The organism is Pseudomonas sp. GW821-FHT09A09 (assembly GCF_059418405.1).
In genome coordinates this window covers 12,775-27,028 of the sequence record NZ_JBWKPU010000013.1, presented here as the reverse complement: position 1 = coordinate 27,028, position 14,254 = coordinate 12,775, and the positions used below count along the sequence as shown (strand labels likewise).

General features: G+C 61.1%; 13 protein-coding genes. 5 read left to right on the top strand and 8 right to left on the bottom strand.

Annotation, left to right across the window (positions count from 1 at the left end; all coding sequences use genetic code 11):
- Positions 1-143: 143 nt before the first annotated feature.
- The 7 genes from folK to dksA form a co-directional block, all read right to left on the bottom strand.
- Complete coding sequence (folK, locus tag AC07OV_RS13565) at positions 144-629, bottom strand: 2-amino-4-hydroxy-6-hydroxymethyldihydropteridine diphosphokinase (RefSeq protein WP_494997794.1); 486 nt, start codon at positions 627-629, stop codon at positions 144-146.
- Positions 630-631: 2 nt separating this feature from the next.
- A complete protein-coding gene (locus AC07OV_RS13560; protein ID WP_176998411.1) occupies positions 632-2,026 on the bottom strand; it encodes a polynucleotide adenylyltransferase PcnB in 1,395 nt (464 codons plus the stop codon).
- 697 nt (positions 2,027-2,723) lie between these two features.
- Positions 2,724-4,154: a sigma-54-dependent transcriptional regulator gene (locus tag AC07OV_RS13555; RefSeq protein WP_494997796.1), complete on the bottom strand. Its 1,431-nt coding sequence runs from the start codon at positions 4,152-4,154 to the stop codon at positions 2,724-2,726.
- A gap of 22 nt (positions 4,155-4,176) precedes the next feature.
- Positions 4,177-7,131, bottom strand: coding sequence for a sensor histidine kinase (locus tag AC07OV_RS13550; RefSeq protein WP_176998409.1), 2,955 nt, complete (start codon positions 7,129-7,131; stop codon positions 4,177-4,179).
- Positions 7,115-7,291: a hypothetical protein gene (locus AC07OV_RS13545; protein ID WP_003176118.1), complete on the bottom strand. Its 177-nt coding sequence runs from the start codon at positions 7,289-7,291 to the stop codon at positions 7,115-7,117. Before AC07OV_RS13545 ends, AC07OV_RS13550 begins: the two co-directional genes overlap by 17 nt.
- 62 nt (positions 7,292-7,353) lie before the next feature.
- Positions 7,354-8,241, bottom strand: coding sequence for a tRNA glutamyl-Q(34) synthetase GluQRS (gene gluQRS / locus AC07OV_RS13540; protein WP_495092390.1), 888 nt, complete (start codon positions 8,239-8,241; stop codon positions 7,354-7,356).
- 84 nt (positions 8,242-8,325) lie between these two features.
- Positions 8,326-8,769 (bottom strand): RNA polymerase-binding protein DksA, encoded by a 444-nt coding sequence (dksA, locus tag AC07OV_RS13535; protein WP_065910298.1) that lies wholly within the window; start codon positions 8,767-8,769, stop codon positions 8,326-8,328.
- A 321-nt stretch (positions 8,770-9,090) separates the two neighbouring features.
- Between dksA and AC07OV_RS13530 the strand changes: the two genes are divergently transcribed.
- Together AC07OV_RS13530 and sfsA are read left to right on the top strand one after the other, a co-directional pair.
- Positions 9,091-10,263, top strand: a complete 1,173-nt coding sequence (locus AC07OV_RS13530; protein ID WP_176998407.1) for a pyridoxal phosphate-dependent aminotransferase — start codon at positions 9,091-9,093, stop codon at positions 10,261-10,263.
- On the top strand, positions 10,263-10,976 hold the full coding sequence (gene sfsA / locus AC07OV_RS13525; RefSeq protein ID WP_495092389.1) for a DNA/RNA nuclease SfsA: 714 nt from the start codon (positions 10,263-10,265) through the stop codon (positions 10,974-10,976). Before AC07OV_RS13530 ends, sfsA begins: the two co-directional genes overlap by 1 nt.
- On the opposite strand, the gene AC07OV_RS13520 is transcribed toward sfsA, so the two are convergent.
- Positions 10,973-11,290: a Rieske (2Fe-2S) protein gene (locus AC07OV_RS13520; protein WP_494997799.1), complete on the bottom strand. Its 318-nt coding sequence runs from the start codon at positions 11,288-11,290 to the stop codon at positions 10,973-10,975. The genes sfsA and AC07OV_RS13520 overlap by 4 nt on opposite strands.
- A gap of 156 nt (positions 11,291-11,446) precedes the next feature.
- On the opposite strand from AC07OV_RS13520, the gene AC07OV_RS13515 reads away from it, so the two are divergent.
- The 3 genes from AC07OV_RS13515 to AC07OV_RS13505 are packed head-to-tail and all read left to right on the top strand — an operon-like array spanning position 11,447 to position 14,126.
- Positions 11,447-12,325: a heme/hemin ABC transporter substrate-binding protein gene (locus AC07OV_RS13515; protein ID WP_495092388.1), complete on the top strand. Its 879-nt coding sequence runs from the start codon at positions 11,447-11,449 to the stop codon at positions 12,323-12,325.
- A 50-nt stretch (positions 12,326-12,375) separates the two neighbouring features.
- Positions 12,376-13,359 carry a FecCD family ABC transporter permease gene (locus tag AC07OV_RS13510; RefSeq protein WP_495092441.1) on the top strand — a complete coding sequence of 328 codons (984 nt, stop codon included), beginning with the start codon at positions 12,376-12,378 and terminating at the stop codon, positions 13,357-13,359.
- Positions 13,359-14,126: a heme ABC transporter ATP-binding protein gene (locus AC07OV_RS13505; protein WP_495092387.1), complete on the top strand. Its 768-nt coding sequence runs from the start codon at positions 13,359-13,361 to the stop codon at positions 14,124-14,126. The genes AC07OV_RS13510 and AC07OV_RS13505 overlap by 1 nt, the downstream gene beginning before the upstream one ends.
- Positions 14,127-14,254: the final 128 nt, after the last annotated feature.

Sequence of the window (14,254 nt, the reverse complement as noted above, 5' to 3'; positions counted from 1 at the left end):
GCGATTCAGCAACTTCAGCGGCGTTTTCAGGCTACATGGGATCAAAATGTGGGAGCTGGCTTGCCTGCGATGCAGGCGCCTCGGTCTTTCAGTGAGGCCGAGGTGATGCTATCGCAGGCAAGCCAGCTCCCACATTGACCGAGTCAGTCTTGGGGCAGGCGTTCCAGGCCGACGAATGGGCACGCGGCCAACAGATCGCTGAGCCGCTGACCGTTGGGTAATTGCAACGCGGCCGGTGCCAGCTCAGCCAGCGGATACAGCACAAACGCCCGCAGGTGCATCTGGTAGTGCGGCACCTTCAGGCGCGGTTCGTCGATCAGGCGATCGCCAAACAGCAGGATGTCCAGGTCCAGGGTGCGCGGGCCCCAACGTTCAAGGCGCTCACGGCCCTGATCGTTCTCGATAGCCTGCAAGGCATCGAGCAGTTCCAGCGGCGCGAGGCTGCTGTCCAGGGCGGCCACCGCGTTGGTGTAGCGCGGTTGGCCCGGGAGCAGGGAGTCACTTTGGTAGAAGGCCGACACGCCAGCGACGGATGTGCCGGGCAATTGCGCCAGTGCTTCGATGGCGCTGCGCAATTGCTGGTCCGGGGCAGCCAGGTTGCTGCCCATGCCGATGTAGATGTGCTCCACGTTTATTCGCCCGAAGCGTCAGCCGCACTGCGTTTACGCTTGGTGCCACTGCGACGACGCTTTTTCGGGCCTGCGCCTTCACCGTCACCCTTGCTGCCGAGGTCACGGATCATGTCGCGGCGCTCGCTGTCGTTGGCGTCCTGGTAGTCGGTCCACCAGTCGCCCAGGCCGTCGGTCTGCTCGCCAGCGCTTTCACGCAGCAGCAGGAAGTCGTAGCCCGCACGGAAGCGCGGGTTGTCCAGGAGCAGGTCGGCGCGTTTGCCGCTGCGGCGTGGCAGGCGTTCCTGCATGTCCCAGATCTCGCGGATCGGCATCGTGAAGCGCTTCGGAATAGCGATGCGTTGGCACTGCTCGGCGATCAGCTCGTGCGCAGCTTCCTGCATGGCCGGAATCGGCGGCATGCCACGGTCTTGCAGGCGCAACACGCGTTTTGGCAGGGCCGGCCACAACAGGGCGGCAAACAGGAACGCCGGGGTGACCGGTTTGTTCTGCTTGATGCGCAGGTCGGTGTTGATCAGGGCTTCGCTGATCAGGGTGTGGGTGTACGTCGGGTTGTATTCCAGTGCTTCGGCGCTGGCCGGGAACAGTGGGTCGAACAGCTGCAGGTCCACCAGCATTTCGAAGGTGTCGGCGGCGTATCCCGAGAGGAACAGCTTGAGCACTTCTTCAAACAGGCGTGCCGAAGGAATCTCGCGCAGCATCGGCGCCAGGTCGCGAATCGGCGCGGCGGTGTGCTTCTCGATGCCGAAGTTCAGCTTGGCGGCAAACCGCACTGCCCGCAGCATGCGCACCGGGTCTTCCTGGTAGCGCTGGACCGGGTCGCCGATCAGACGGATCAGGTTGTTGCGGATGTCGTGTACGCCATTGGCGTAATCGAGAATGCGCTCGCTGACCGGGTCGTAATACAAGGCGTTGATGGTGAAGTCGCGGCGCTGCGCATCTTCTTCCAGGGTGCCATAGACGTTGTCACGCAGGATGCGGCCGCTTTCGTTGCGCGAAGACTGGTTGGTGTCTTCTTCTTCATCGCTTTGCGGATGACCGGCGCGGAAGGTGGCGACCTCAATGATTTCGCGACCAAAGTGGATGTGCACCAGCTTGAAGCGACGACCGATGATTCGCGCATTGCGGAATTCGGCACGCACTTGCTCGGGCGTGGCACTGGTGGCGACGTCGAAGTCCTTGGGCGTGATATTGAGCAGCATGTCGCGCACACAGCCACCGACCAGGTAAGCCTGGTAGCCGGCGTTCTGCAGGCGTTCGACGATGTTCACCGCATAACGGCTGAATTGAGCGCGTTGCAGCGAATGTTGGCTGCTGTTGAGCACTTCAGGCGTGCTGCGTTTGTGTTGCGTACGACGCAAGGGAGAACGGAATGACTGGAACAACTTCTTCAGCATGGGATGCACTGTTTGAAGGAATGTTCGGCCATAACGAAGAATGACCGCATGATGGGCGGGGATTCTAGCATTTAGTCGGGGGATGGTGTAGGAACAAGCTGCAGGCCTTGCGCCATAAGCCTTGGAAGGTCAAATCGCAGAAACTACAAGGGGAGCCGAAGCTCCCCCAGAAGTAGTTGCGTGCTCTATTTTTATTATTGATTTCGGGCTTCTTGTTTTTGTTGATCGCCCTCGCCATGAAGCTTCACCTTCATGGCACTCCCAATCGAGAGTCAAGAGCAAACGGATTGCTTTGGTCGCTGTGTTGCTGATCTACGATCCAACCAGTTCAGGCTCTGCCTTAGGGCAGTTTTTGTTGTTCTCGGCCTGGTTGCGGGGCAAGCCCCAAATGCAACGCCTCTCCAAAAGAATCAGTTAGCTGCGCCTCCGCCGTGTTGTTTTTGTTATGCGTGAGTCGATTCGTCTTATTTTTATTGTCTTGTACAAAGCTTGTTATTGTTTTTGTACTAAGCATATAGCAGGGTGCGTGCCAACTTTTGCACCGGCCAATGATTCCGGGGGTTTAAGGTGTTTTTTGGTTTTTGACAGGCCAAAAAAAGCCGGGGCTTCGTTACCGTAAGCCCCGGCTTTTGTTACGTGAAAAATCAGCGGTAACAGTTTTTTCACATCTGAGGGTGTTACCTGTGGGGGCGCGCCCTCAACTCTCGCTGGCCACCCCGGTCTTGCGCCGTGGAATACCCAGGCGCTGGCGGCGTTCCCACAGGCACTTACGGCTTACGCCCAGCTTGCGGGCCAGTTCAGTCTCGGTCATGTGGTCCTGATGCTCGAGAACGAAATGCTGGAAGTAGTCCTCCAGTGACAAATCTTCCGTCGGCTCATGGCTGGTATTGCTACCGCTGCCCTGTTGCGGGGCCAGGCCGATGAAATCGTCGTCTTCCAAGTCGCTCAGCTCGATGTCGATACCCAGCAGCTCGGCAGAGATTTCCGGGCTCTCCGACAGGATTACCGCACGCTCTACCGCATTTTCCAGTTCCCGCACGTTACCCGGCCACGAGTAATGCCGGATGGCCTGTTCGGCGTCCGGAGCAAACTTGAGGTCGGTACGGTTGATGCGCGCGCTCTGGCGCAGCAGGAATGCATTGGCGATCTCGTTGACGTCAGCGCCACGCTCACGCAGGGCCGGCAGCTTGAGGGCGATCACGTGCAGGCGGTAATACAAGTCTTCACGGAACTGGCCGATCTTGGCCAGACTCTTGAGGTCACGGTGGGTCGCCGCGATCAGGCGCACATCGACCTTCTGCGATTGCACCGAACCGACACGGCGAATCTCGCCTTCCTGCAACACGCGCAGCAAACGGGCCTGGGCTTCCAGGGGCAGCTCGCCGATTTCGTCGAGGAACAGCGTGCCGCCGTCCGCGGCTTCGACCAGGCCCGCACGCCCGGCGCTGGCGCCGGTGAACGCACCTTTTTCGTGACCGAACAATTCGGATTCGATCAGCGATTCAGGGATGGCTGCGCAGTTCACCGAGATCATCGGCGCCTTGGCGCGCTTGGACAGGTTGTGCAGGGCGCGAGCCACCAGCTCTTTACCGGTGCCTGACTCGCCCTGGATCAACACATTGGAGTCAGTAGGCGCGACCTTGCGGATCTTGCCGTACAGGTCCTGCATCGGCGGGCAGGAGCCGATGATGCCGATTTCGCCGTTGCTGTTATCCACCCCTGGCTTGTCGGCAGCCTTGCCGGAAGGACGCTGTTCGGCCGGTGCGCTGCTGGCCGACTGACGGTCACGCAGGATGCGGGCCACGGCCTGGAGCATTTCGTCATGGTCGAAAGGCTTGGCGATGTAGTCCACCGCGCCCATCTTCATGGAGTCCACCGCCGAGCGCAGGCTGGCGTAGCTGGTCATGATCAGCACCGGGGTGCCCTGGCCAAGCTTGATCAGCTCGGTGCCCGGAGCGCCCGGCAGGCGCAGGTCACTCACAATCAGGTCGAACGTGGGAATGCTGAACCGCTCCTGGGCTTCCTGCACCGAGCCGGCTTCGCTGACCTGGTACTGATTACGTTCAAGCAGGCGACGCAAGGCAGAGCGGATAATGGTTTCGTCTTCGACGATCAAAATGTGCGGCATTGATTCAATTCTCTCGACGGTCTCAGTTCACAGCGGACGTCGCTTCGACATGACGCGGCAAGGTCACCCGAATACGGGTGCCGCGTTGGCTTTCGGTGTCAGCCGGGCTGTCGATGGTGATTTGTCCATAATGCTCTTCAACGATGGAATAGACCAGTGCAAGGCCCAGACCGGTACCTTCACCGGGGTCCTTGGTGGTGAAGAAGGGTTCGAACAATCGGTCCATGATGTTCTGTGGAATGCCGCTGCCTTCGTCCTCGACGATCAGGTCGACCGTGTGCTCGAAAGCCTCGGTCTTGACCCTTACCGCGCCACCCGCCGGGGTTGCGTCGCGGGCGTTGGACAGCAGGTTGATCAGCACTTGGGCCAGGCGTTGTGAGTCGCCATCGACCCAATGGTCCGGATCACACAAGTTGAAGAACTGTACTTCGAAATTGCGCCGGTTCAAGGCCAGCAGCCCAATGGCATCCTGCGCCACTTCAGCCAGGCAGACGGCTTCGTCCTGATTCTGATGGGCGCCTGCGTGGGCAAAGCTCATGAGCGACTGCACGATGCGCGAAACACGCTTGGTTTGTTCGAGGATCTGCCCGCTGATTTCGGTGATTTCGCCGTCTTCTTCGCGCTCTTCCCGCAGGTTCTGCGCAAGGCAGGCGATACCGGTGATCGGATTGCCGATTTCATGGGCAACGCCTGCTGCCAGGCGGCCAATACTGGCCAGTCGCTCGGAGTGCACCAGCTTGTCTTCGAGCATCTGGGTTTCGGTCAAGTCTTCCACCAACAACACCAGGCCACTGTTACCCGGTGCCAGCGGCTCGTCGATCGCAGCCTTGTGCAGGTTGAGCCAACGGGTCTGGCCGTCGAGGGCCAGGTGCTGCTTGTGCAAGTGTTCGTCGGGCAGGTTGATGAAACCTTGCAGCAACTCCTTCCACGGTTCGCCCAGGGTATTCAGGCGCGAGCCCACGACGCGCTGGGCGGCGATACCGGTGAGTTCCTCCATGGCCTTGTTCCACATGAGGATCTCCTGGTCCTTGGCCAGGGAACACACGCCCATCGGCAGCTCTTGCAGCGTCTGACGGTGGTAGCGGCGCAGGGCATCGAGTTCGGCGGCCAGGCCGGTGAGGCGCGAGTGGTAGTCCTCAAGGCGGCTTTCGATGAAGTGGATATCTTCGGTGACGTAGTTTTCGCCGCCCGCCTTGTAGGGCAGGAAGGTTTCCACCATGTCCTGGGACACGCTCGGACCCATCAGGCCCGAGAGATTGGCTTCGATACGGTCACGCAAACGACGCAGTGCATACGGGCGCCGCTCGTCGAACGGCAGGTACAGATCGCGCAGCGCTTGCTCGACTTCTTTTTGTGCGGCCTTGGCACCGAGGGGCTTGGCCAGTTGTGTGGCGAACTCCTGGGGCGACGCCGCATGCAACTCGCGGCGTTGCGGCCGGCGCACGTTATCCACCGCACAGGCTTCGGCGGCGCTGGTTTCTTCCGGGCTGGCGTTGGTGAACAGCGAAATCAGGGTGAACATCAGGACGTTGGCGGCCAGCGAGGCGATGGCCGCCATGTGCCAGCTGGTGTCGTCCAGCACGTAAATCATGTTCAGCAGCGGAATGTAGAAACCCTGCAGGTTGCCGACCAACGGCAAGAGCATGGTGACGATCCACACCAGGATGCCCGCCAGCAGCCCGGCGATAAACCCACGACGGTTGGCCGTCGGCCAATACAGCACCGACAGCACCCCCGGCAGGAACTGCAAGGTGGCGACGAACGCGACGATGCCCAGATTGGCCAGGTCTTGCCCGGCGCCCAGCAGCAGGTAGAAGCCGTAGCCGGCCATGATGATCGCGACGATCAGCGCACGGCGTGTCCATTTCAGCCAGCGGTAGATATTGCCCTCGGCCGGCGGCTGGTACAGCGGCAGCACCAGGTGGTTGAGCGCCATGCCCGACAGCGCCAGGGTGGTGACGATGATCAACCCGCTGGCGGCGGAAAGCCCGCCAACGTAAGCCAGCAGCGCCAGGGCCGGGTTGTTGGCGGCAATGCCGATGCCGAGCGTGAAGTATTCGGGATTGGTGGTCGCGCCCAGCTTCAGGCCGGCCCACAGGATCAGCGGCACTGCCAGGCTCATCAGCAGCAGGAACAGCGGCAAGCCCCAACTGGCACTGACCAGCGAGCGCGGGTTGAGGTTTTCGGTAAAGGTCATGTGATACATGTGCGGCATCACGATCGCCGAGGCGAAGAACACCAGCAACAGCGTGCGCCACGGGCCTTCTTGCAGCGGCGTGTGCAAGGCGGCGAGAGCGGTCTGGTTCTGCAGCAGCCACAGTTCAAGCTGTTGCGGGCCGTCGAACACGCCGTAGAGCGCGTAGAGACCGACGCCGCCGATGGCGATCAACTTGATCACCGACTCGAAGGCGATCGCAAAGACCAGACCTTCGTGTTTCTCGCGAGTGGCGATATGGCGCGAGCCGAAGAAAATCGTGAACAGCGTGATCAGCGCACAGAAGGCCAGCGCCACGCGATGTTGCACAGGCTCGCGGGTCAGGATGCTGATGGAGTCCGCCACGGCCTGGATCTGCAGGGCCAGCAACGGCAGCACGCCGATCAGCATGAACACGGTAGTCAAGGCACCCGCCCACGTGCTGCGGAAGCGGAAGGCAAACAGGTCGGCCAGGGAGGAAAGCTGATAGGTGCGGGTGATTTTCAGGATTGGGTACAGCAGCACCGGCGCCAACAGGAACGCACCGGACACGCCAAGGTAGCTGGAGAGAAACCCATAGCCATATTGGTAGGCCAGGCCCACGGTGCCATAAAACGCCCAGGCGCTGGCGTAGACGCCCAGGGACAAGGTGTAGGTCAACGGATGGCGAATGATCGCCCGCGGAATCATTCCGCGCTCACTGATCCAGGCCACCCCGAACAACGCGGCCAGGTAGGCGGCGCTGATCAGCAGCATCTGGGTGAGACTAAAGCTCATCGGCATCTTTTTGGCTCTGCAGGATGAAGGTCACGACGATCAGGATCAGCCACAGCAGATAGGGGCGATACCAGGCGCCCGTGGCGTCGATCCACCAATCCATGATGGCGGGAGAAAACAGGTAGATCCCGACGACCAGCAGCAGGACCAATCGATAGATGTACATGTTGGCCTCTGTGTAAAAACGTGCGGCGATGGTAACGGATGCTTGGCAAGCTGCAAGCGCCTTCAGTTCAATTGCGCTTCGGCCAGCGTGAGTGTGCGCGGGATCTTGGTCGCGTCCCAGTGCGCAATCCCCCAATCCAGTAGCTCCCGTGGGCTGGCGTGCAGCAGCTCGGCGCCCGGTTGCTGGCCCAGGGCGCGCAGTGCTCTCAATAACAAAGGCGTGGCCTGGTCGGGTGTCAACGGTGGCGAACGGTAGGATTTGCCCAGCTTGTTGCCGTCCGGTTGGGTGATCAGCGGTACGTGTAAATAGCGCGGTTGACGCAGGCCCAGCAGTTCTTGCAGGTAGAGTTGACGCGGCGTGGAGTCCAGTAGATCGGCGCCGCGCACGATATCGGTGACACCCTGCCAGGCATCGTCGAGCACCACGGCCAATTGGTAGGCATAAAGCCCGTCACGGCGGCGGATGATGAAGTCGCCGACATCGCGGCCCAAATGCTGTCGGAATTCGCCCTGCACACGGTCGGTAAAGTGATACGCAAGCTCAGGCACACGCAAACGAATGGCGGCGTCCTGCTGCTCGTGCCCGGCGTTGCGGCACAGCCCCGGGTAAATCCCGTTGTAGGCTTCCAGTTGCTTGCGTGAACAGGTGCAGGCGTAGGCCAGGCCATGGTTGAACAGGTCGTTCAGTACTTTGGCGTAGGCTTCATGCCGCTCGCTTTGTCGGACTAGTTCCCCGTCCCATTCGAAGCCATAGCTTTCCAGGGCGTGTAGGATCGCCGCCTGGGCGCCCGGTTCTTCGCGGGGTGGGTCGAGGTCCTCCATACGCATCAACCAGCGGCCATGGTTGGCGCGGGCATCAAGGTAGGAGGCGAGGGCGGCGACCAGGGAGCCAAAGTGCAAGTGGCCGCTGGGCGTGGGGGCAAATCGCCCGATATAGGTAGAGGCAGTCATGGGCCGGATACTACTGGAAAATCGGTAAACGCCAGAAACAAAAATGGGGCGTTTGCACGCCCCATTCGTTCAGCCCGGCAGGGATTACTTGCCGACCTGTTTTTCCTTGATTTCAGCCAAGGTCTTGCAGTCTACGCAGAGGTCCGCGGTAGGGCGGGCTTCCAGGCGACGGATACCGATCTCGACGCCGCAGGATTCGCACCAGCCGTATTCCTCGTCTTCGATCAGTTGCAGTGTCTTGTCGATTTTCTTGATCAGCTTGCGCTCGCGATCACGGGCGCGCAGTTCGAGGGCGAATTCCTCTTCCTGGCTGGCACGGTCTGCCGGGTCCGGAAAGTTGGCTGCTTCGTCCTTCATGTGGTCAACCGTGCGGTCGACTTCCTGCATCAAGTCCTGCTTCCACTTCTTCAGAATATTGGAGAAGTGCTTGCGCATGGGCTCGCTCATGTACTCCTCACCCTTTGCCTCGACATAGGGTGTGAAGCCGCTGAGGCCTGAGGATTGTTGTTGCTTTGCTTGGGTGGACATGAATAGACCGCCTCTCACTCTTCTAATCCATTGCGCAGGATTGCAACGTCACCGACACCTGCCGGCCCTGCGGCTGCAAGCGGGCGAACTTACCAGATAGATTCGGGGTGCGCCACTCCCGGTTGTCGAGGCCCATCACGCGGGGGTTGCAAACGGTAGCAGCCCGCCGTGGCTGGTTATGTATCGTCTCGAATGTTGATTTTAGTCGTTTTGCAAGCGCCTGCCCGGTTCATCCTGGACGACCGGGCAGGCAATAGAACATGTTTTACGGCGCGGGTTCGGTAGAATCCGGATTTTGTCCTCACCGTCTAAGGAAGGCTAATGGCTCAGCCCTACAGTGCGCGCAGTCGCGCCATCGAACCTTTTCATGTCATGGCGTTGCTGGCGCGCGCCAATGAGCTGCAGGCTGCGGGTCATGACGTGATCCACCTGGAGATCGGCGAGCCGGATTTCACCACGGCCGAACCGATCATCCAGGCCGGCCAGGCTGCGCTGGCGAACGGCAGGACTCGCTACACAGCAGCCCGCGGCCTGCCGGAATTGCGCGAGGCCATCAGCGGTTTCTACGAGCAACGATACGGTTTGAACGTGGATCCTGAACGCATCCTGATCACCCCCGGAGGTTCGGGCGCGCTGTTGCTGGCGAGCAGCCTGTTGGTCGACCCGGGCAAGCATTGGCTGCTGGCGGACCCGGGCTACCCGTGCAACCGGCACTTCCTGCGGCTGGTGGAGGGCGCGGCCCAACTGGTGCCGGTGGGCCCGGAGGTGCGCTATCAGTTGACGGCCGACCTGGTGGCCAGGCATTGGGACCAAGACAGCGTTGGTGCGCTGGTGGCGTCGCCCGCCAACCCTACCGGGACCATCCTTACGCGAGATGAGTTGGCCAGCCTGTCGAGCGCGATCAAGGCGCGCAATGGCCACCTGGTGGTCGACGAGATTTACCACGGTCTCACCTACGGCACAGACGCCGCCAGCGTGCTGGAAGTCGACGATGATGCCTTTGTCCTGAATAGTTTTTCGAAGTATTTCGGCATGACCGGCTGGCGCCTGGGTTGGTTGGTGGCGCCACCGGCGGCGGTGGGCGAGCTGGAGAAGCTGGCGCAAAACCTCTACATCAGTGCACCGAGCATGGCCCAATACGCGGCGCTGGCCTGTTTTACCCCGCAAACCCTGAGCATCCTTGAGGAGCGTCGCGCGGAGTTTGGCCGTCGTCGCGACTTCCTGCTGCCCGCGCTGCGTGAGCTGGGCTTCGGCATCGCCGTCGAGCCAGAGGGGGCGTTCTATTTATACGCTGATATCAGCGCGTTTGGCGGTGATGCCTTCGCGTTCTGCCGTCATTTCCTCGAAACCGAGCACGTCGCGTTTACCCCCGGGTTGGACTTTGGTCGCCATCAGGCGGGGCATCATGTGCGCTTTGCCTACACACAAAACCTCGATCGACTCCAGGAGGCGGTGGAGCGTATCGCCCGTGGCCTGCGGAGCTGGCAAGGCTGATGCGCTTCCATCCTCCCCTCGAAGAAGGGCGGCTGATTCGCCGCTACAAGCGCTTTCTCACCGATATCGAAACCGTTACCGGCGAGTTGCTGACCATTCACTGCCCGAACACCGGTTCGATGCTCAATTGCATGGTGGAGGGCGGGCAGGTCTGGTTCAGCCGGTCCACGGACCCCAAGCGCAAGTTGCCGGGTACCTGGGAAATCGCCGAAACCCCTCAAGGGCGCCTCGCGTGCGTCAACACGGCGCGAGCCAATCAGTTGGTTGAGGAGGCGTTGCGTGCAGGTGTCATCAGTGAACTCAACGGCTTTACCGCCCTGAAGCGGGAAGTGCCCTACGGCCAGGAAAAAAGCCGCATCGACTTTTGGCTGGATTACCCGCAGGGCCAGGCTTATGTGGAGGTCAAGAGCGTCACTTTAGGGTTTGACGGTTCGACGGTCGCCGCCTTCCCCGACGCCGTCACCCAGCGCGGCGCCAAGCATTTGCGGGAACTGGCGCACCTGGCGCGCGAAGGCGTGCGGGCCGTGCAGTTGTATTGCGTCAACCTGTCGGGGGTGGATGCGGTGCGCCCGGCCGTGGAAATCGATGCCGGTTACGCCGCGGCATTGCGTGAGGCCAAGGCTGCCGGGGTGGAGGTGTTGGCCTATGGCGTGCGGGTGACGCCTGAAGAAATTTACGTCGACCGGCGCCTGGATGTCGTCATGGGCGACTAGAGTTCCACCCACAATCCCTGCTCGTCCTCGCGGCCGGGCAGGGCAGTCAGGCTTTGGCCTGCGCAGGGGCCGGCGATGCATTCGCCGCTTTCGATCAGGAACAGCGCGCCATGGGTGGCGCACTGGATCAGGCTCGCGCTGGTGTCGAGGAATTGGTCGGGCTGCCATTCCAGCGGGATACCGCGATGGGGGCAACGGTTGATATAGAAGTAGGCGACGCCGCCCCGGCGCACGGCCAACAATTTGCAACCATCGATTTCAAAACCGAGGCTGCTATCGGGCGCGAGGGTGTGGGAGGGGCAGACAAACTTCATTTCAATCCTTAAGTGCCTTGACGTTCAAATGCAAACAATTATCAAATGCCGGCTTCGCCCGTCGGCTGACCGGGCGCTCAATACGATGCCTGGCAGACGCTGTCTGTCACATCGATGAGTGCTTGAGTAGCCCTGCCCCTGGAAGGAAACCCTGTTATGCGCCTGAGTACCAGCGCTATTGCGCTTGTTGCCTCACTGCTGGTCAACCACGGGGCGCAAGCCTCTGAACTGCCACAACGCTGGGTGAGTGCCGGTGGCGCACTGTCGGAATGGGTGACGGCCCTGGGCGGGGAGTCGAAGTTGGTGGGGGTGGATACCACCAGTCAGCATCCCGAGTCGCTTAAAGCGCTGCCGAGCATTGGCTACCAGCGGCAATTATCGGCTGAAGGCATTCTGAGCTTGCGTCCGCAGATCCTGGTAGGCACCGAGGAAATGGGGCCGCCGCCGGTATTGGCGCAGATTCGCGGTGCCGGCGTGCAGGTGGAGTTGTTCTCGGCCCAACCGGACCTGCCGACGTTGAAAGGTAACCTGCAGCACTTGGGCAAACTGTTGGGCAGCGAGGCGAAAGCCAACGAATTGTTTACCGGATATGAACAGGCCCTTGAACAGCAGAAGAGCTGGGTTGCCAAGGCCCAGACCACGCAGAAATCCCCGGGTGTGCTGCTGTTGCTTGGTCACGCGGGTGGCAAGCCGCTGATCGCGGGCAAAGATACAGCTGCCGATTGGATGCTGCAGCAGGCTGGCGGGCATAACCTGGCAACCCACAGTGGCTACAAGCCGTTTTCGGTGGAGTCGCTGGCCGGTTTGAATCCGGATGTTCTGGTGTTTGCTGATCGTGCCCTTACCGGTGATGCAGCGCGTGCAGCCCTGTTCAAGGAAAACCCGATTTTGGCTTCCACCCCGGCCGCCAAGCAGGGGCGGGTGTTTGAAGTGGATCCGACTCTGCTGGTGGGCGGGCTGGGGCCGCGTCTGCCGCAAAGCCTGGTGAAGCTGTCTGCCGGGTTTTACCCGTCCCAGGCCAAGCCCGCCCCATGACGACGCTGGTTAAACCCAAAACTTTGTTTATCGGGCTGGCGTTGCTGTGTGTGTTGGCGACCTGGCTCTCATTGGCCTTGGGGCCGGTCAGCCTACCGCTGGTGGATACGCTCAAGGCTGCCTTGCGCTTGATGGGCATACCGATTGAGGCGCAAGGGTTGGAGCAGGCCGAGTTGATCCTGGGGCAGATTCGCCTGCCGCGAACGTTGCTCGGACTGGCGGTAGGGGGCGTGTTGGCACTGTCGGGTGTGGCAATGCAGGGATTGTTTCGCAACCCGCTGGCCGATCCGGGCCTAGTGGGGGTGTCCAGCGGTGCTGCGCTGGGGGCGGCGATTGCGATAGTCGGTGGTTCGTTCTTTGGCGGTCTGCCGGATGCGTTTGGGCCGTATTTATTGTCGCTGTGTGCGTTTCTCGGGGGGCTTGGGGTGACGGCCCTGGTCTACCGCCTGGGGCGGCGTAATGGCCAGACCAATGTCGCGACCATGCTGCTTGCCGGTATTGCCCTGACCGCCCTCGCCAGTTCGGCGGTTGGGCTGTTTACCTACCTGGCGGATGACGCCACCTTGCGTACGCTGACCTTTTGGAACCTGGGCAGCCTTAATGGCGCGAGCTATTCGCGGTTGTGGCCATTGCTGTTGGTGAGTGCGGGTGTGGCGCTGTGGCTGCCGCGTCGGGCCAAGGCGTTGAATGCGCTGTTGCTGGGAGAGTCCGAGGCCAATCACCTGGGCGTTGATGTCGAGAGGCTCAAGCGTGAACTGGTCTTCTGTACCGCCCTGGGCGTGGGAGCTGCCGTGGCGGCAGCCGGCATGATTGGTTTTGTCGGGCTGGTGGTTCCACATCTGGTGCGGTTGCTGGCCGGGCCGGATCACCGGGTGTTGTTGCCCGCGTCGGTATTGGCAGGGGCGAGCCTGTTGCTGTTCGCCGATTTGGTGGCTCGCCTGGCGCTGGCGCCGGCTGAGTTGCCGATTGGTATCGTGACTGCGTTTATTGGCGCGCCATTTTTTCTCTACCTGTTGTTGCGGGGGCGTGCCTGATGCTGCGCGTGGAAGAGCTGCAGATCCGGCGCGGTCACAAGACGGTGCTGGCTGATGTCACCCTAGACCTGATGCCGGGAGAAGTGTTGGGTGTGCTGGGCCCTAACGGGGCGGGCAAAAGTACGTTGCTTGGCGCGTTGTGTGGAGAGTTGCAGCCGGATAAGGGCAATGTCTGGCTTGACCAGCAGGCGTTGGCTGACTGGAGTGGTTCGCAACGTGCGCAGCGGCTGGCAGTGCTGCCGCAGGTATCGACGCTGGACTTTGCCTTCCGTGTTGAAGAGGTGGTCGGCATGGGGCGCCTGCCTCATCAAACCGGCCGGGTGCGTGATGATGAAATCATCAGCGCGGCCCTGCAGGCGGCGGATGTGGGGCACTTGAGTGGCCGTAGCTATCTGGCGTTGTCGGGAGGTGAGCGTCAGCGCGTGCACCTGGCGCGGGTGCTCGCACAGTTATGGCCGGGTGAAGCAGGCCAGACGCTGCTATTGGATGAGCCCACGTCGATGCTCGACCCCTTGCACCAGCACACCACCTTGCAAGCGATCCGCCACTTTGCGGATCGGGGGGCGGCGGTGCTCGTGATCCTTCATGACCTGAACCTGGCAGCACGTTACTGCGATCGCATCTTGTTGCTGGAACAGGGGCGCCCTCATGCGCTGGATATACCTTCGAAGGTCTTGCTACCTGAGCCGCTCAAGGCTGTATTTGGCCTGGAGGTGTTGGTGCAGCCCCATCCCGAGCGCGGTCACCCGTTGATTATTGCGCGCTGAAACAGGTTTTACGGGCAAAAAAAGACCCGGCAAGAGCCGGGTCAAATAACCGTGATTAGCCTGATGAGGAGATAATCTGAGAGTCCGAACCAATGGTCTTTCAGTTATCGGCTGATCTCGCGACCAGT